This is a genomic window from Corynebacterium kozikiae (genome assembly GCF_024580965.1).
In the GTDB taxonomy this organism is placed as follows: Bacteria; Actinomycetota; Actinomycetes; order Mycobacteriales; family Mycobacteriaceae; genus Corynebacterium; species Corynebacterium kozikiae.
This window is the reverse complement of record NZ_JANIKJ010000001.1, coordinates 1-18,601: the sequence shown is the minus strand read 5'-3', so window position 1 is coordinate 18,601 and position 18,601 is coordinate 1. Positions and strand designations below refer to the sequence as shown.

The 18,601-nt window shown below is 61.0% G+C and carries 15 protein-coding genes; 6 read left to right on the top strand and 9 right to left on the bottom strand.

What is annotated here, in order from left to right; translation table 11 throughout:
- Window positions 1-101: 101 nt before the first annotated feature.
- From hemW to NQ018_RS00065, 3 genes are all read right to left on the bottom strand, one after another.
- Window positions 102-1,232: a radical SAM family heme chaperone HemW gene (hemW, locus tag NQ018_RS00075; RefSeq protein ID WP_257057286.1), complete on the bottom strand. Its 1,131-nt coding sequence runs from the start codon at window positions 1,230-1,232 to the stop codon at window positions 102-104.
- Window positions 1,222-1,905 (bottom strand): hypothetical protein, encoded by a 684-nt coding sequence (locus tag NQ018_RS00070; RefSeq protein WP_257057283.1) that lies wholly within the window; start codon window positions 1,903-1,905, stop codon window positions 1,222-1,224. Before NQ018_RS00070 ends, hemW begins: the two co-directional genes overlap by 11 nt.
- A gap of 117 nt (window positions 1,906-2,022) precedes the next feature.
- Window positions 2,023-3,858 carry an AMP-dependent synthetase/ligase gene (locus NQ018_RS00065; RefSeq protein ID WP_257057280.1) on the bottom strand — a complete coding sequence of 612 codons (1,836 nt, stop codon included), beginning with the start codon at window positions 3,856-3,858 and terminating at the stop codon, window positions 2,023-2,025.
- 238 nt (window positions 3,859-4,096) lie between these two features.
- Here NQ018_RS00065 and malQ point away from each other — a divergent pair, with 238 nt between their 5' ends.
- Window positions 4,097-6,286 (top strand): 4-alpha-glucanotransferase, encoded by a 2,190-nt coding sequence (gene malQ, locus NQ018_RS00060; protein ID WP_257057277.1) that lies wholly within the window; start codon window positions 4,097-4,099, stop codon window positions 6,284-6,286.
- A gap of 47 nt (window positions 6,287-6,333) precedes the next feature.
- On the opposite strand, the gene NQ018_RS00055 is transcribed toward malQ, so the two are convergent.
- Window positions 6,334-6,474, bottom strand: coding sequence for a hypothetical protein (locus tag NQ018_RS00055; protein WP_257037923.1), 141 nt, complete (start codon window positions 6,472-6,474; stop codon window positions 6,334-6,336).
- 52 nt (window positions 6,475-6,526) lie between these two features.
- Complete coding sequence (locus NQ018_RS00050) at window positions 6,527-6,799, bottom strand: hypothetical protein (RefSeq protein WP_257057274.1); 273 nt, start codon at window positions 6,797-6,799, stop codon at window positions 6,527-6,529.
- 363 nt (window positions 6,800-7,162) lie between these two features.
- On the opposite strand from NQ018_RS00050, the gene NQ018_RS00045 reads away from it, so the two are divergent.
- A complete protein-coding gene (locus tag NQ018_RS00045) occupies window positions 7,163-8,503 on the top strand; it encodes a carboxylesterase family protein (protein WP_257057271.1) in 1,341 nt (446 codons plus the stop codon).
- Window positions 8,500-9,465, top strand: a complete 966-nt coding sequence (locus NQ018_RS00040) for a phosphotransferase (RefSeq protein WP_257057269.1) — start codon at window positions 8,500-8,502, stop codon at window positions 9,463-9,465. The genes NQ018_RS00045 and NQ018_RS00040 overlap by 4 nt, the downstream gene beginning before the upstream one ends.
- Here NQ018_RS00040 and idi read toward each other — a convergent pair.
- The 4 genes from idi to NQ018_RS00020 form a co-directional block, all read right to left on the bottom strand.
- Window positions 9,439-10,008 (bottom strand): isopentenyl-diphosphate Delta-isomerase, encoded by a 570-nt coding sequence (gene idi, locus NQ018_RS00035; protein ID WP_257057267.1) that lies wholly within the window; start codon window positions 10,006-10,008, stop codon window positions 9,439-9,441. The two genes, NQ018_RS00040 and idi, sit on opposite strands and share 27 nt — an antisense overlap.
- A 24-nt stretch (window positions 10,009-10,032) precedes the next feature.
- On the bottom strand, window positions 10,033-11,886 hold the full coding sequence (locus NQ018_RS00030) for a hypothetical protein (protein WP_257057266.1): 1,854 nt from the start codon (window positions 11,884-11,886) through the stop codon (window positions 10,033-10,035).
- Window positions 11,887-11,895: 9 nt separating this feature from the next.
- Window positions 11,896-12,564: a hypothetical protein gene (locus tag NQ018_RS00025; RefSeq protein WP_257057264.1), complete on the bottom strand. Its 669-nt coding sequence runs from the start codon at window positions 12,562-12,564 to the stop codon at window positions 11,896-11,898.
- 1,045 nt (window positions 12,565-13,609) lie between these two features.
- Window positions 13,610-14,125, bottom strand: a complete 516-nt coding sequence (locus tag NQ018_RS00020; protein WP_257057262.1) for a hypothetical protein — start codon at window positions 14,123-14,125, stop codon at window positions 13,610-13,612.
- A gap of 325 nt (window positions 14,126-14,450) precedes the next feature.
- On the opposite strand from NQ018_RS00020, the gene NQ018_RS00015 reads away from it, so the two are divergent.
- From NQ018_RS00015 to NQ018_RS00005, 3 genes are all read left to right on the top strand, one after another.
- The gene (locus tag NQ018_RS00015) at window positions 14,451-16,301 is read left to right on the top strand and encodes an ABC transporter ATP-binding protein (protein ID WP_257057260.1); all 1,851 of its coding nucleotides are present in this window, start codon (window positions 14,451-14,453) and stop codon (window positions 16,299-16,301) included.
- 117 nt (window positions 16,302-16,418) lie between these two features.
- Complete coding sequence (locus NQ018_RS00010; RefSeq protein ID WP_257057258.1) at window positions 16,419-17,567, top strand: MalY/PatB family protein; 1,149 nt, start codon at window positions 16,419-16,421, stop codon at window positions 17,565-17,567.
- Entirely contained in the window at window positions 17,564-18,580 is a 1,017-nt protein-coding gene (locus NQ018_RS00005; protein WP_257057256.1) for an LLM class flavin-dependent oxidoreductase, read from the top strand. Before NQ018_RS00010 ends, NQ018_RS00005 begins: the two co-directional genes overlap by 4 nt.
- Window positions 18,581-18,601: the final 21 nt, after the last annotated feature.

Here is an 18,601-nt window from a genome sequence, read left to right as displayed (position 1 = left end):
AAACCAGGACACCTACGCTGCAAACCCGGCACCAAACACCAAAAGGTGTCCTGAAAACCGTCGCGGCAAGCCACCCCTTCAACCTCGGGGACGCTTGGACCTTAAGGGAAGAGGAGATCGGCGATGAGGGCGTCGGCAAGCAAGCGGCCCTTGTCGGTGAGCGTCACCCTACTGCCCTCGTGCTTGAGCAGCCCCAGTGCAACCTTGGATGCAACAACTGTCTCGTTGAGCTCGCTCGTGGGGAGGCCCTCTTTGAGCCGGAGGCCGAGCATCACTCGTTCCTCGTAGCGCTCTTGGGGGCTGAGGGTTTCGCGGGCTTCGATGGGGAGGTCGCCGGCGGCGAGGATGCTGGCGTAGCGCGCCGGGTGTTTGACGTTGAAGAAGCGCTGGTCGCCGATGTGTGAGTGCGCGCCGGGGCCGGCGCCCCACCAGTCGCCGTCGCGCCAATAGCCCAGGTTGTGCTGGCATTCGCCGCCTTTGAGCGCCCAGTTGGATACCTCGTACCAGTGGTAGCCGGCGGAGGTGAGGGCAGCATCGATCATCCAGTAGCGGTCGGCATACACGTCCTCGTCCGGCGGCGGCAGCTCCCCTTTGCGCACCTTGCGGGCCATCGCCGTGCCGTCCTCCACGATCAGCGAGTACGCGCTCACATGATCCACCCCCGCATCGAGGGTGCGCTCCAGGGTGAGCTTGAGCTCGTCGTCGGTTTCCGTGGGAGTTCCGTAGATGATGTCCAGGTTGACGTGCGCAAACCCTTCCTTGCGTGCCTCCTTGGCGGCATCGAAGGCGCGGCCCGGCGTGTGCCTTCGCTCGAGGATCCGCAGCACGCGTTCCGACGCAGACTGCATCCCCAAGGACACACGAGTGAACCCGGCCGCACGCAGCGCCGCAAAGAACTCAGGGGAGGTGGACTCAGGGTTTGCCTCGGTGGTCACTTCGGCGGTGTTCGAGATACCGATGGTGTTGCGCACCGCGTTCAACAACCGGGTGAGGCCATCCGCACCGAGCATGGAGGGGGTCCCGCCCCCTACGAACACGGTGTCCGCAGGCCGCACGCCCGGGCTGGCCGCCGCGAGTTCCAGTTCCACCTCCAGCGCGTCGAGGTAGCTTTCCGGGGAGGCCGAGCTCCCCAGCTCCCCTGGGGTGTAGGTGTTGAAGTCGCAGTAGCCGCAGCGGGAGGAGCAGAACGGGACGTGGACATACACCCCAAATGGTGTGAGTTTAGCCTGCATATTCCCCGGCGGTCTGGCGCTTCTTCTGTGCAACACGCGCCACAACCTCAGCGATCCGCGCGCGTTCGGCCAGGAACTCCGGCGGGTTATTGCCACGCATCGAGCGGGTGTACGCGCCATGCGCCGCGGCAACTACCTCAATCCAGGCCTGCACGGCCTCGGCGGCAAACTGCCCTGCTTGTTCGTAGAGCTTGGGCAGACGCACCGCGTCCAGGTCCCGCGCACCGTATTCGGTGTACGCGAGCACCCAGTCCACCACATGCAGGAGGTATTCCTCCACCAGTTCGGTGCGGGCGTTCAGCGACTGACTCAACTCCCCCACGATCACCGGGGTGTTGAGAATGGGGAACCGGTCGCGCAGCGACGCCGCCGTCATAATCACCGGCGGCGCCACCTGCGGCGCTTCGACGGACTCAAGGCTCATGCTTCCCGACGCGATCCCGCTGGTCAGTGCCGTGCGCAGACCCGCGAGTTCGGCGTGGATTCGGCGGGCGTCGAGGCGGGCGTCGGCAACGATTTCCTCAAGTTCCACCAGGCAGTCTTCGGCGAGTTCCTGGTCCCAGTCCGCAACTGCTTGGGCAAGGTTTTCCAAGTACTGCGCCACCTCATCACCAATGTTGAACAACTCTTGGGTGAGCTCACGGTGGCGCGAGGTAGCTGCCAAAGACTGCATCCGTGGCTCCTTCCAAGTTGTAGTGATGAGGGGTGTTCACAATCCGCTAGGGACTGTACGGCAAGGCGCCCTTCATGACAGCGCGCCCCGCCGAAAATCAAGGAAAGTATTTTCTCACTACTTGCCCTTGTAGATTTGCTCGATCGCGTCCGAATAGCGGCGGGTGACCACGTTGCGCTTCACCTTCATGGTTGGCGTGAGCTCGTCCGCTTCCTCAGTGAGGTCCTGGTCAAGCACGTAGAACTTCTTGATCGCCTCAGAATGGGACACGGTTGCGTTGACCTGATTCACGGCATCTTGGATTTCCGCGCGCAGCACTGGGTCGTGTGCCAGCTCGGAGATCTTCTTTGCCTCCGGCACGTTGTGGGCGCTGCGCCAGCGAGCCAATGCGTCCTCGTCCAGCGTGACCAGCAGGCCTACGAACGGTTTGCCATCCCCCACCACCATTGCCTGGCTGATCAGCGGGTGGGAGCGCAGCATATCCTCCATTGGGCCTGGAGAAACGTTCTTACCGCCGGCGGTCACGATGAGGTCCTTCTTGCGGCCCGTGATCACCAAGTGGCCGGTGTCCAGCAGTTCGCCGAGGTCACCGGTATTGAACCAACCGTCCTCGGTCATGGAAGCAGCTGTGGCGTCTGGATTGTTCCAGTAGCCGTCAAAGAGTACGTCGCCGCGGACCATGATCTCGCCATCTTCATTGATCCGGATCGCGTTGCCGCCAACAGGCAAGCCGACGGTACCAATACGCTGATTACTGAAATCCACACACACTGCCGCGGTGGTTTCCGTCAGACCGTAGCCTTCGTACACCGGCACGCCGATGCCGCGGAAGAAGTGCAGTACATCGGGGTTCATGGCGGAACCTCCGGAGATGCAATACTCCACCTCGCCGCCCATTGCGGAGCGAATCTTGGAGTACACCAGGCGGTCAAAGGTCTTATGGCGCACACGCAGTGCACGGTTTGGCCCCTCGGCAGTATCCAGAGCTCGAGAGTATTCCACCGCCACCTTTTCAGCGGCAGCGAACATGGCAGCCTTGACGGGACCGCCCTCGGCCGCGTTGGCGGCAACACCGTTGCGCACCTTCTCAAACACGCGCGGCACGCCCAGGATGAGATGTGGTTGCGCGCGCTGGAACTGCAGGACCAGCGTGGAGAAATCAGACCAGTGCGACTGCGTAGCGCCCGCAATCACGCAGGCCAGCGACACCGCACGGGCCAGAACGTGGGCAAGCGGCAGGAAGGTAAGCACGCGGTTGCCTGGACGGGCCACGCCACCGATCTCATTGGTAAGCAAGCCCATAACCTCCGCCAACCAGTTGTGGTGAGTCAGGCGGCAGCCCTTAGGGCGGCCCGTGGTGCCGGAGGTGTACACCAAGGAGGCGAGGTCAGATGACTTTGTGGCGGCAATGCGACGGTCCACTTCGGCGTCATCTACTGGCCGGCCTTCAAAGCGCAGGGTTTCAATCGCGGAGGAGTTGATCTCCAGGATGCGGCGCAACTGGGAAGAAGAGCCGCTGAGCGCTGGCTTGCCGTCCTCGCCGAGCACGAGGTGGCGCATCAGCTCGGTGTGCTCAGGCTTTTCCGTGACCGCGAACACCGCCCCGGAATCCTCAATGATCCACTCGATCTGGGACAGCGAGGAGGAATCATAAATGGGCACGGACACGGCACCCGCGGCCCAGATGGCAAAGTCCAGCAGGGACCACTCGTAGCGCGTTGCGCTCAACAGGGCAATGCGATCGCCTTGCTGCACACCAGCGTTGATGAAGCCCTTGGCTACCTCATACACTTCCGCCACAAACTCCGCGGCGGTGACGTTGATCCACTCATAGTTTTGCGGGCGGGTAAACACCACGCCGAAAGGGCGGGCCTTCGCGGAGCCAAGCATGGCGGTGAGGCAGGTGTCATGCTCACCGATGGTGAACTTCGCTGGCGTTGCAACTTCTTGCATTGGATTCCCCTTCCAAAGTCTTTATTCGTTCCTGCCTGCCCAATCACGGGTGCAGTCACGGTGCTGTTGCCTGCCCAATTTACCGTCTCGGTCCGACACATGGCTGCATTCGGGACCGTAACTTCCCCAGCGGGCGTGGACGGAGTGCGGCCTTGGGGGCGTCGGAACGCGTGAATGTGAGGTTTATCTTGAGGGCTTTGTTACGTGAAAACCGTGCCTAGATGGCACAATGTCCAACGTGGGTTACATTGATACGCTGCGGCAATTGGCCGCCTCATACGCAGTCACAACGTCCTACCAAGGGTTCGGCGGCAAGACCGTTGAAGTCAGCGAAGACACCCTGGTGAAAACCCTGCGCTCCCTCGGCGTGCGGTTCGGCAACGAGGATCAGGCGCCTGAGCAGCCAGAATTCTTGCCTATCGACGCCCCCATGCCCAGCGAAGAGCAGATTCAACGGGCGATCACCCGCCGCGAGGACGAAGAATTCTCCCGCCCGCTCCCACGCACCCTCGTGGGTGTGGCCGGCACCGATACCTACGTCAATGTGCACGTGCACGACGGGCAGCCAGCCGAACTGGTGGTCACCCTGGAAGACGGCGCCGTGCTTAACCCCGAGCAGGTGGAAAACTGGACGCAGCCGCGCGAGATCGACGGCGTGACCTGGGGCGAAGCAACCTTCCGCATCCCGGGCGACACGCCGCTCGGCTGGCACACCCTCACCTTGACCTCCCCCAACCTCACCTCAAGCTGCACCTTTGTGAACACCCCAGCGCGCTTGAGCACCACCGACGCACTCATCAACTCCCCCGTGGCCGGCATGATGGCACAGATTTATTCAGTGCGCTCCAACGACTCCTGGGGCATCGGCGACTTCCGCGACATGGCCAACCTGGCCACCGTGGCAGCAAAGGACGCCCACTGCGACTTCCTCCTGGTCAACCCCATGCATGCCGCAGAACCCTTCCCACCCGTGGAGGACTCCCCGTACCTACCCACCAGCCGCCGGTTCACAAACCCGCTCTACATCCGCGTTGAGGACATCCCGGAACTCGAAGCACTGAGCGAAGACCTGCGCGAAGACGTCTTTGACATAGCCGCCGAGTTCACCGCCCTCAATCGCGAGGCCGAAGAGATCGACCGCAACCCCATCTACGCCGCAAAGCTCCAGGTCCTCCGCGAAATCTACGCCGCCGGCCGCGAGCCAGCCCGCGAACAGGACTTCCAGGACTACATCGCCCGCGAAGGCCACGGCTTGGCTGATTTTGCCCTGTGGTGCGCCGCTCAGGAATCCGCGCAGCAGGCCTCCGTAGGTGACCACGCCATCGTGGAAGACCCACAAGACCTCGCAGAATTCTACATGTGGCTGCAGTGGATCTGCGACCAGCAGCTCGCCGCCGCACAATCCGCCGCGAAGGACGCAGGCATGCGGATCGGTATCATGGCCGACCTCGCGGTAGGCGTGCACCCCGCAGGTGCCGACGCCCACAACAATGCTCCTGTCCTCGCCCCATCCTCCTCCGTGGGCGCCCCACCGGACAACTACAACCAACAAGGTCAAGACTGGTCCCAGCCTCCATGGCACCCAGACAAACTGGCCGAATCCGGCTACGTCCAATGGCGCGACCTCCTGCGCACCGTCCTGCGCCACTCAGGCGGCATCCGCGTGGACCACATCCTGGGCCTTTTCCGCCTCTACTGGATCCCACGCACCCAACTGCCAACCACCGGTACCTATGTAAATTACGACCACAACGCGCTCGTGGGCATCCTGGCGCTCGAGGCCGAGCGGGCAGGCGCCGTGGTGATCGGCGAGGACCTAGGCACCTTTGAGCCATGGGTCCAAGAATTCCTAGCGCAGCGCGGCATCATGGGTACCTCCATCCTCTGGTTTGAAGCCAACCCAGAGGGTGAAGGCGCACGCCACCAGCACCAGTACCGCACTGCGGCGCTGACCAGCGTGACCACCCACGACCTGCCGCCCACCGCGGGTTTCCTGGCCGGTGAGCACATCACTCTGCGTGAGCGCCTGGGTATCCTCACCACCGACGCCGCCGAGGAAGAACAACAAGATGCCGCGTGGCAGGCTGAGGTTCTAGACCGGGTGCGTCAGGAAGGCGCGTTCGGCGACGCAGGATTCTCCTTCGGCTTCGACTCCTTCCAGGGCCGCGCCCGCGACGAACGCGGCGACACCAAGACCCTTATCGAAGGCCTCCACCGTTTCGTGGCCGGCACCCCATCCGCCCTGACCTGCGCCTCCCTCGTTGACATGGTCGGCGACCGCCGCGCCCAAAACCAGCCCGGCACCACCAAGGACCAGTACCCCAACTGGTGCATCCCGCTTACGGACTACGAAGGCAAAGCCCTGGTCATCGAAGACCTCCCCACGCACCCCTGGTTCCGCGACATCGCCGAGGCCGCCAAGCGGTAAGGGTTTGGGGCTTGGGGCTTGGGGCTTGAGACTCGGGGCTTGGGGCGCTAGACCAGCGAAATGACCCAGGCCACCACAACCAGGAGAATCAGCAAGTACAGGGCCTGAGTCACCCGCGACTGCGGGTACTTACGGCTCTGCTTGGGCAGTTGCTGGTCACGCTTCCGCAGCTCCTCAGGGTTAGCCATGGTTATACCTTCCTAAACTTCACGCATTGCCCGTCTAACAATAGCCCCAACTTCAACCCTCTACCCCATACGGGGTTTGGGGGTTTTCTTGTTGGCTCCCCTGGGGGCGGGGCGCCACACCCTCACCAAGACCGATCGCACCCAGGGCCTTCAGCACAACGACGCCCACCCGATCCACAATCCGTAGCCACACCAAAGCGAGCACCCCACATCCCACACAGGCCGCCAAAATCAGCAGCGGTGCCTGCACAACTAGCGGAGCTTGTGCCAAAAACTCAGCAAAGCCATTCCACGCACCTTGGAGAGGAAACTGCGATTTGGTCATGCAAGAATCCTACCCCTCCGGTTTGGCGCTCTTCCACGACGGAAACCAGGACACCTTCGCAGCAAACCAGGCAGGAAAACACCAAAGGTGTCCTGAAAACCGTCACTGAGCCAACCAACCACACCCCAACACCAACCAACGACGGAAACCAGGACACCTTCGCAACAAATCAGGCAGGAAAACACCAAAGGTGTCCTGAAAACCGTCACTGAGCCAACCAACCACACCCCAACACCAACCAACGACGGAAACCAGGACACCTTCGCAACAAACCCGACAGGAAAACACCAAAGGTGTCCTGAAAACCGTCACTGAGCCAACCAACCGCGCCCCGGCGCATACTGAGCACTAGATTGGGGAGGTATGAGTTTAGAATTGCGCCGCGGACAAAAAGGCCAGTGGGTTGGCACGGTGGATCCGAGGGCTGAGCACATGGCTCTCTTCGCACCAATTGTGTACGCCACCATGGAAAATGCTTTCCAAAACGCGCAACTAGCCACCCAGGCTACACAGGCTACACAGGCCACCGCTACAACACGACCCCCGAATCCGAGCGCCAACCGATCCACGGAGCTGCACCTCAGCGTGAGTATGCCCGTTGATGCTCAGCCGGGCGATGATTTGCCAGTGGTCGCGTTTGTCCATGGGGGCGCGTTCATTGCCGGCTCGAGGACGGAGGGCTGGTTCCATGGGTCGGGTTTCACGCGAGACCAGGTTGTGTTGGTCACGATCGACTATCGGCTCTCCGCGCCAGGTTTCCTCCCGTTCGGCGATGACCTGCCGAATCACTACCGAGGGGTGGATGATGTCCATTTGGCGCTCGCGTGGATTCAGCGCAACATTGAGGATTTTGGTGGGGATCCTACGAATGTGACGTTGATGGGACAGTCGGCGGGCGGCGGCATTGTGCTGTGGCTTTCGCGCGCGGACCACTTTGACGGCATGTTTCGTCGCGTTTGGGCGATGTCCCCTGGGCTGCCGCGCGATCATGTTGCGGCGCACCAGACGTCGTTACGCGCTGCTTTGGGGATGCCTTTGACCCGCAGTGCCCTTGCTAAAGCCAAGCCTGCGAAGCTACAGCGGGGCCTGGAAAGGTACCATAAGCTGCGCTTTTCCGGCATTCCGTTTGGTCCGGCGCCGCTGGATCCGCAGGATTTGGCGCGGGTGGATATGGTGCTTACGTCTACGTCGGCTGAGTTTTGGCACGCGCCGCGGGGGCGGAAGGTGGATGCGTCGCGGTTTGGGCAAAGCGCGTTTGGGCGGCGCCAGATTGCCAAGATGTATGGCGCTACCAGCAAGTATGTGGACTATGTGGAAGCAAACGGCAGGCAGATGGCGGCGAATGTTGTTGGCGATGCTTTCATCCGCAGCACCGTGGCCAAGGCGGCGCTGGGCGCGAACCCCGACGTGTGGGTGGCGCAGTACGAGGGCCGCAACGCCTTCCATTGCGTGGACATTCCCCTGGTGTTCGATTCTGCAGTGTTTGTGCAGCCTGGCAAGATCGAGGTGATCCCCAACCCGCCTGAAGCGTTGGTACAGCGTGTGCACGGTTTGGCAGTGGACTTCGCGCGTGGAAACACCCCTTCGTGGCCACGCTATCAGCAGCACCGGCAGGCTCTTTCCATCGCAACTGAGTCGCCCGAAGCCGGCGCCATCACCCTCAAATCTGGCACCCTCGACTACCTAGACGGAGCCTTCGCATGATCACCTGGGATCTCAGCAGAGACGACGACCTGCTGCATCAACGAGTCCGCGACCCCCAAGGCAGGGATGTCATGCGTACCGACGTCACCCTGTCCACAATGATCGCAGCCTGCCTCGCTGGCCGCTACGGCGAATACAGGTTCCATACCCATGGAAACCTCTCCTCTACCCCGCAGGTCACGGCCCTTTCCGGGGAGCAAACCAACGCCACGGCGATCACTGGGGATGCGATGTGGAAGTTTTTCCGCACCAGCCCGCGCGGCGCCCACCCTGACGTAGAGTTGCCAAGCGCATGTACCCGGCACGTAGCGGAGGTGCTGGGTTATGTCACCTACCAGGATTTCACGATTGCCGCCGTGACCAGTCGAATCGCCGGAGCGCAGGACGCTTGGCGGACCGTCACCGAGCAGCCCGAGCGGGTAGTCACGGCCGCTGGAAACATCGGTGCTGCGCTGGCGCACCTGCACGGCGAGTTGGCGCAGGCTTTCGGCACCACAACGCTGGATCTCCAGGCCAAGGCGCGGGCGGATTTGGACGCATTTGTGCATTCCACAGGTGGACGCCAGGGCCTCCTCGCCCCTTATGCAGCCAAGGTGGAAGAGGCCGTCAACGCGCTGTCCAGCAAGTCTCTTGCCCAGCGGATTCACGGCGATCTCCACCTGGGTCAGGTGCTGCTCGCTGAGACGCAAGAAGGAGTAGTATTCCTGGACTTTGAAGGCGAGCCCGGCGCACCGGTGGGCATGGCCAGTGCGTTGTATGACCTGGCGGGGCTGGTCCGCAGTTTCCACTACGCAGGCCTTGAGGCGCCAGAAGCGCTGTGTACCGCCTATGGCGTCTCCCCCGATGATCCCCAGCTCAAGGCTATGATCGCTCTGCGATTTGCCTACGAAGTTTCCTACGAGGCCCGCCACCGCCCCAATTGGGTCCAGGTGCCTTTAGATACTGCTCGATTTGTGTTCTAGCAGCACTTCGCGCAGCTCGGGGTGGCTAAGTTGCTCCACCATCCACGGGGAAAACGCAAATGGGGCGGCGTCTATGGCGGCGAGGAGCTGGCTTGGGCCTACCCAAGCGTGTTCCTCAACTTCGTCGGCACGCGGTGAAATTTCCTGGCCCGAAAGCTGCGCCACAAACACTGGGCAGAGCTCCCACTCCACAATTCCCTTGGAATCCACGGCCCGGTAGGAGAAGTGGGGCAGGATTTCGCGAACATCAGTGAGTGCCTCCACGGCAAGCCCCAGCTCATGGGGCACCCTACGGCGCAGTGCCTGATATGCGGTTTCCTCCGGGGCGAGGTGCCCGCACGCGGAGTTCGTCCAGACGCCAGGCCAAGTGAGTTTGCCCAAGGCACGCCGGGTAAGCAGTATCTCGCCCTGCGCATTGCGGAGGTAGCAGGAAAAGGCAAGGTGCAACGGGGTATTTTCCGTATGCACGGTTGCCTTCTCTGCTACCCCGGTGGGGGTGCCGTGTTCGTCAACGAGCACTACCAGTTCAGGTTCTTGGGCCATAGCCACCTAGCTTAACGGCTTTGGTTATCCCTGCCGAACCCACGCCCCAATCACACCAGGAACCACCGATGGCCGTTCGCCCAGCAAAGCCGCGACATTCCCCTCCCGCTCAGCAGGGCTGGTCACACTCTTCACTTTACCTTGCTTGGATTGCTGCCCCGCGGCGCCTGCCATCGGAGCCCCGCCCATCATCATTGCCCCGCGACCAGCCGGGCGCGCGTCGGCACCCTTTGCGTGTGCCATGGGGGCGGCGGCCATCGGAGCGGCCCCAACGGCGTTGCCGGGGATTCCCTTTCCGACGCCACCAAATCCACCTGCTCCAGCAGCCTTCCCAAGGCCGCCTGCTTTTCCGCCGGCACTGCCGATCCCGCCGATCCCGCCGGACCCTACGGCACCAGTAGCTCCTGGACCTGCACCGATGCCAGGCATCATGCCGGCGCCCACTGCGGAGCCCAGGCCTGAATTGCCAACTCCAGAAATGCCGTTCAGGGCAAGTGTTTTAGCGAGGCCACCGGAAAGTGCGGAGCCCTTGGGGAGCGAGGCGGCCGTCGAGGCACCTGCCGCGGTTGCCGTTCCACCCATCTGCGGTGTGCGCTGACCGTTGTTCACACCGTTGAATCGAGGTCCGGATGTAATGGTGCCCGAGGTGAGCCCACCCGGGTTGAGGGCGCCAGGTTTGAAATTGCCGGGGATCAATGCAGTGCCGCCTGCCGGCAGGCCGCCTTGCAACCCCGCCGGAGAGGTGAGCTGCCCGATGTTGCCGAGCGTGCCCAAGCCGCCAAAACCCGGCAGGGAGCCTAAGCCACCCACACCGGATGGACCCATGAACTGCGCGGCGTTCGTGGCGATGTTTCGAGCCTGCGCCACCGCCGCCTCCGGGGAGCTTGCCGACGTCGCCGCCGCCACAGCAGGTGCTGTGGTCCCGCCGGCTTGGGCGCCGAGGGCTTTGGCCTTGGTTCCCTCGGTGCCTGCGATGCTGTCCATACCCACGGTGACCGAGCCCCCGCCGCCACCGGAGGAACCTGCGCCCTCTACCGTGACTAAGTTGTTGATGGTGGGCACCATGGTGGGGATGGTGCTGGTGAACACTGCATTTAATGATTGAGTTGCTGCGCGTTCTGCGCTGACTTTTGCGACGGGGTCGATGATCGAGTTCACGTAGGCCTGCACGGCGTTGGCGTGGGATTGCAGCGCTTGGATTGTCGCCTGGCCTTGCTGCAGATTTGCCGCCATCATCTTGCTGCGCTGAGAGAAGGAATCCAGGGAGCGAGCAACTTCTTGGACTCGCTCGGTGGCGATCTCGAAGACATCACCCGACGTTGAGCTCGCAATGCTGCCGGCTAGCTCATTCAAGCGGGCCGAAACATTCTCTGCGCGCTGTGAAAGATTGTTCCAAGTGGTGGTGGCGGCGCTGATCTGCCCCATATCCGTGGTGTTGATCTCACGCACAAGCTGAGCCAACGTCACCGCAGGCCAGTGCTCAGGGGTGCGGAACTCAAAGTTTTCCGTATGCGCCACCGGCCGGGTGGGAAACGGCACTTCCTCCTGCCCCACCGAACCGCCCTCGTCAGCGATGTCCATGCCCCGGCGCATAAACTCATTCTGACCAGTAAGCGCCGCGAGGCTCGCGCCGAAGGCCTCGGAGAGCCACTGGATCTGCTCCTTCAAAGACTTAGAAATTGCCTGCGCAGACCCCGATCCTCCATAGAGGACCATGCTCTGTGCAGCGCCCCATTTGGAAATACCTGTGTTCATCGAAATCGAACCGTTGATGCTCTTGACGGCACCATGCAAATCAAATCTGGCGATTGTAGAAGTCAAATCGCGAAGGTCGTCAAAAATCTGCCTCGCCTTTTCCACATCAAATTGAATATTCATTCGTCCCCCTTATATGTAAGAAATTAATTTCGAGAGATAATTTTCTGCATCATTGCAGAGTTCATCTGTGCTTCGATCATCGAAATATCCTTGGAATACCACTTGAACTCGCCCGCGATATGTCGAGACAGAAGCAATGCAGTTTTTGCTGTCGACCTGATCAAGTCTGTAAAGAACCCACTCATCGGGTTCTGAGTTCATATCACCCCTTATAAAAACAACTTTCCCCTCCAGATCTGCCAACGGAACAGCATCGTTAGCCAGCCAAACTGCACCCTGCTCCCCGTTGGGAAGCTCAATCGTGAAATCACAAAGCGCATACGGAATCTCATACATTACGTCCGCGTATTCATATTCCCCCGGCAACCCCATCGCGATTTTTTGTTCCGGCGTTGTGCCGTCGCAGGGGTCGAAGAAGTCGAAGTTGGGGTCGTTTGGATCGAAGTCCACCCCAACGCCAGACGTTTCGTTGCCAGACCCCGCGTTTCCCCCCTGGTTTTGCCCCGATTGTTGGCCCTCGCCCGCTAGCCCTGATTCCCCTGCTTGACTTTGTTCGCTGCTGGCCGACTTTTCCGTCAATACGTCGGCCGCTCCCATAAGTGCCGTTTGCCCCGGTGAACATGCTGCGATTGTTCCCGCGACAATTCCGACTGCCGCCCCCTTCATCATCGTTGGCACCACCCCCAGTCCCCAACTCGGCCCAACGTTCAACCCAGCTCCGCTTGGAGCATCTCCTGCTTGTATTCCCCCGCGGCTAGCGTCTGTATACAGTGTGGCTCCACTCGATGTGGCCCCGTTCAACATCCCCCGATTCAATTCCCCCCGATACAGTGTGGCTATCTTCCCATTTCCATTCCTGGCGCCGCCCCCAGCGCCAGCCCAGCTCTTTGCCCGGGCCCCAATCCTTTCTAACAGCCCGCTCAACATCACGCTCAGCACCCCAATCCAATGCAGCATCAAACCAACCAACCCACCAAACCCATCGCCCGCTCCCCTGCTCACCCCAGCAGGCGCGCCCTGCGCTGCGGGGTGGGCGCTGGGCTCGTCGGGAAGTTGCGCGCGGGTGAGCGCGTGCTCGGTGCTGATGTCGCTGAGTTTTGGGCCCTGGTTCATGTTGAGGTTTCCCTTCACGATTGCGGTTGTGTATCCCGTGTGGAGCATGCTGGCTGGCACCAAGAGATGTGAAAAACCTGGTGCCAACCGCATGCCCCGAGGGATGCACCCTTGCGGGCGCTCCGGCATGTTCGCAGGCTACGAGCCCTTTCTGCAGCGGCGCGACGCGTGAACGCACACCCCTACTGCCCTCACGTCAGGCCACCCTGTAGCGCCTTTCGCACCCCAACACCCATTCTCGTTGGGGCTATTCGGCCTGGCGGACAAACCCTGCTCGTGGTGGGAGAGGGGATTTCCGGCCGTCGCAAGCCCGGGAATGAGGTGGTTTCCGGGTTGCGTGAAAGCCCGCTGCGTTGTGTGGCCTCGTTGCCTGCGCGGCAAGCCGTACACAAATTATTAGACGGTTGAAGTCCCCCACGCGGTTCCATGAAGGAGAAAACTTTTTCACCCCCCCGCCGCCACAAAGGTTTGCATAACCTTCAACGTAACCCGAAAATAACCAACAGCCAGCAAGAATGCTAACTGCCTCTACGCACAACAAAATGTACAAGCCACCCCAGCACCGGGGGTAGCGCCAAAAAGTACCGTTTAACTAGGTGTTTACAAGAATTTAAACGTTGTTCAGATTGCCGTTGAACTCTACGTTGCCAATTCGGAAGGTGGCGTCCCATAGATTGCCGGTGGAGGTGTCAAAAGCGAACTGCAGGTTCGTGGAGGCCAGTGGTCCGAGCGGCAGGTCCAGCGGAATCGTGCCCGCGTCTATTGGGGAAACTTCAGTGCCGCTCACTCTGAGGGAGGTAGTGATGGCGTCGGTAGGCAGGGGGACCTCGTTGAGGTTGTGGACCAGCACGTAAATCACGCTGCCGCCGCCCTCGTTGTTGTAGCCTGCGCCTTGCAGCTCGTACTCCACGTTGAGGCCCTCGTCTTTGACCCGCTCAGTGAGGCTCGGGGCGGTGATGGTGTCCACCTCTTTGGCCTGGAACGCCGGCGCATCCGTGGTGGTCGGGGCCACGCTGAGCTCGGCCACCGCCGGGTCCTCCTGGGAACACGCGCTCAAAGTGGTTGTGGCCAGCGCGGCAGCGGCAACCAGGGCGGTCATCTGTGACGAAAGTCGAGCAAAGCGCATGTGGTGAGATTCCTCAAATCGTTGGAAATACCCAACAAGGGCATAGTTACTGTAAGTTTAGTCCGCTTGGCCGCGGCATCGAAAAACGGCACAACCTGACGTTGCAACGCTTGCATTTCCGACGCCCCCAAGGCCGCACAGTGAAAGGTGGTCTCGGGAGTGCGGGACTACCTGCGCCGCGCCGAAGGAGCGCAATCAGAAGCAGCCAAGCCGCACACTCGCCCAACTCCACACAAGCCGCCGCTTGGGCGCCGCGTCACCTACAGCGCATGCCGTAATACGCAGCATCCAACCCTTGGCAGCATTATTGAAAGCTCGATTGTTCATGAAAGCCCTCGGAAAGATCTTGCGCAGCGCTGCAACGCTGTGGCCCTACTACCTTGGCGTCGTCGTTTCTGCTGTCCTTGTGGCGGGCCTGGCCCTGGTCACGCCGTTTATTTTGAAGGATGCAACCGATTCCATCGTGGCCGCTGTCACTGGCGAACGCTCGGTGGCGGAGGTTTCCGGGCACGTTGTGTTCCTGGCATTACTGCTGCTCGCGGCACAACTGGGCAATACCGTGCTTCACAATGTGGGTGGGTATATCGGCGACGTCATGGCAGCGCGCCTACGCCAAATGCTTTCCACGCGCTATTTTGCCAAGCTCCTCGGGATGCCGCAGCGCTATTTTGATACGCAGGTGACGGGCACGATCATCGCGCGCCTGGATCGTTCAATCACCTCTATCACCCAGGCTATGCAGGCGCTTTCCAACAACTTCTTCCCGATGATCGTCACGGTCATCGCCGTCCTGAGCATCTCCGCGTGGTACTACTGGCCGCTGGCGATCCTGCTCGCAGTAATCATCCCGATTTACATGTGGCTCACCGCGATCACCAGCAAAAAGTGGCAGCGCATTGAGGGCAAAAAGAATGAACAAATTGACCTCGCCGGTGGCCGCTTCGCGGAGGTGATTGGGCAGGTAAAGGTTGTCAAGAGCTTCGTTGCCGAGATCCGCGAGCTCAGCACTTTCGGCCGCAGGTTCGGTGACACCGTTGTGTTTACCCGCGAACAGTCCCGCTTCTGGCACTTCATGGACGTGCTGCGCGGCGGCACCATGGACCTCATTTTCTTTGGCATCTACCTGATGCTCTTCTACCGCACGCTGCACGGCTTCTTCACGCTGGGCGACATGGTGCTGCTCATCCAACTGGTGAACATGGCACGCATGCCAATGACCATGATGAGCTGGGTAGTAGACACCTCCCAACGCGCCATCGCAGGTTCCAAAGACTACTTCGAGATCATGGACAAGGAGCTTGAGGCAACGGTCAACCCGCAAATTGCCGCGGCAACAACTGCTTCCGACGTGCCCACGCTGGATCTCACCCCTGCCACCCCGCTGGTTCCGGTTGCAGGCAAAAATATGCTCAGTTTCCAATCGGTGGACTTTGCCTACGATGCCGGTGAGCAGGTGCTTCACAACGTCACCTTCCACGCCAAGGAAGGCGAAAAGATCGCGTTGGTTGGCGAGTCCGGCGGCGGCAAATCCACAATTGTGAACCTCCTTTTGGGCCTCTACCAGCCACAGGGTGGCGTGCTTGAAGTGTGCGGCCACAACGTGGCTGAGGTTTCCGCGGAGGCCTTGCGCGCCTCGGTGGGCGTGGTGTTCCAGGAGGCCAGCCTATTTTCCGGCACGATCCGCGAAAATATTGCCTACGCCATCCCGGACGCCACCGAAGAACAGGTCATTGAGGTGGCAAAACGCGCCAACGCTCACGAGTTCATCTCCCAGTTCCAGGACGGTTACGACACCCTCATTGGCGAACGCGGCCTGCGGCTTTCCGGCGGCCAAAAGCAGCGGATTGCGGTTGCCCGCGCCATGCTCAAAGACGCCCCAGTACTGATCCTTGACGAGGCCACCTCCGCCTTGGACACCAAGGCAGAAATCGCAGTTCAGGAAGGTCTGGAACTGCTCATGCACGGGCGCACCACGGTGATCATTGCCCACCGTCTTTCCACCATCGCCGGGGTAGACAAGATCATTACCCTCAAGGACGGTCATGTGGATGAGATTGGCTCCCCTGCCGAGCTGGCGGTTTCCGGTGGCATCTACTCCGAACTCCTGGCGCTGACCCGTGACGCCAACGAGGCAAGCAAAGAGCAGCTCAAGCGCTTTGGTTTCTCCGGGCTTTAAACCCCTGCTCGTTCGGCGGTGTGCGCCGCTTTGTATCTCCACCCGGAAAACCTGTTTGGCCTGAGGTTTTCGAATGATTCGGGCGGCGTGTCCTAGGGTGCGCGTATGGTGTGGGTCATGGAATTTCCTTCACTTGCAGAGCTGAAAAATCGCAACACCATGAAGTGGACGCGCTACCCAGACGACGTACTGCCGTTGTGGGTAGCCGAGTCCGATTTCTCCACCTGCCCCGCTGTGCTAAAGGCGGTGCGCGGCGCGGTGGAACGGGAATCCTTTGGGTACCCGCCGGATGGTTCCCTGATGACCGCCGAGACAGCGGCGTTTTACCAACGCAGGTACGGCTTCCAGGCCAAGCCCGAGTGGATTTTCCCGCTGCCAGACGTAGTGCGCGGTGTCTACCTAGCCGTGGAACACTACACACCAGCGGGTTCCCCGGTAATCGTGCCTATCCCCGCATACCCGCCGTTCTTCCAAACACTCGCTGCCGCTGAGCGTGAAGGCATCTTTATCAACGCCACGGGTGCTGAAAGTGGCACAAGCGGGCTCTCATTGGAGGAAATCGAGCAAGGCTTTGCCGACGGCGCGCGCTCAATCATCCTGGCCAGCCCCTTCAACCCCCTGGGCATGGCGTTTTCCGAGCAGTGGCTGCGTGAGCTCGTGGAGATCGCCGCAAAGTACCACGCCCGCGTGATTGTGGATGAAATCCACGCCCCATTGGTGCTGGATGGAAGGCACGTGGTTGCCGCCGGGGTGAGCCCACTAGCCGCAGAAGTCTGTATTACCGTCACCGCTACCTCAAAGGCCTGGAACACCGCCGGGTTGAAGTGCGCTCAGATGATTTTTAGCAACCCCGAGGACGTGAAGGTGTGGAACAACCTCAGTGCCGTGCACAAGGACGGTGTATCCACCCTTGGTTTGGTTGCTGCAGAGGCTGCATACCGCGATGGCGAGGACTTCCTGGACAAAGAAATTGCTTACCTCAAATCCAATAGAGACTACCTTCTGGAAGCACTCCCAAAGGCCGTCCCAGGCATTGAGGTTGTGGCCCCCGAAGCAACGTTCCTCATGTGGCTCGACTTCACCAACGCCCACAACGCCGAACTCGCCGCCGCCCCATCCGAGTTCCTACTCAAGCATGCCAAGGTGATGCTCAACGACGGCTCCTGGTTTGGCCCTGAGTTCTCCCACTGTGCACGCCTAAACTTTGCCACCAGCCGGGAAATCCTTGAGCAAGCAGTCCAGCAAATCAAGGAGGCAGTGCAATGAGCGATCACGCAGCACTCCCAAAGCCCCAAGGCAGCCCTTTGACCCTTTCCATCCTGGACTTGGCGTTTGTGTATGAAGGTGAAGCCCCAGCACAAAGCTTCAAGCGTTCAGTGCAACTTGCCCAAAACGCCGAAGCGCTCGGATTCTCCCGAGTCTGGTACGCCGAACACCACAACATGCCCAGGATTTCCTCATCCGCACCGGCAGTGCTCATTTCCCACGTAGGAGCGCATACATCCACCATTCGCCTGGGCTCCGGTGGCGTGATGCTGCCCAACCACGCGCCCTACACCATCGCCGAACAGTTTGGCACCCTGGCTGAGCTGTACCCAGGGCGTATTGACCTAGGACTTGGCCGTGCCCCCGGTACTGACCAGACCACCTTGGGCCGCGCTCTGCGCCGCGACCCTCGCGCGGCTGACTCCTTCCCCCAAGACGTAGTGGAACTGCAGCAGTTCCTCGCCGGAAACTCCCCCATCCCCGGTGTGCAGGCAGTTCCTGGAGCAGGCACCAACGTGCCACTGTATATCCTCGGCTCCTCCCTGTTTGGTGCCACCCTTGCCGCCAAGTTGGGATTGCCCTACGCCTTTGCCTCCCACTTTGCCCCCACACACTTGGAGCACGCTGCCAAGGTGTACCGAGAGGAATTCACCCCTTCAGAGGCATTGTCCGAGCCTTACTTCATTGCCGCGGTGAACGTGACGGCTGCTGACACGATGGAGCAAGCGCAGGAGGACTTCACCCAGGTGGCACGCGCATCAGTGAAGGCCATGGCTGGGCGTGGCCGGGAGATGACCGAGGAACAACTCGATCACCTGGTGGATTCCTACGCAGGCCAGCAGATCATTTCTATGCTGAACTACACCGCAATCGGAACGGCTCCGGACGTGGCGGAGTACCTCGAGCGGTTTGCAGCCATGGTCAACGCGGATGAGCTCATCGTGTCCCTGCGCAGCCCAAACTGGGACAAGGCGCTGCACGGACTGGACATCCTGGGCAACGCCTGGAAGTAGCACCCCCTCCCCCCTCCGCCC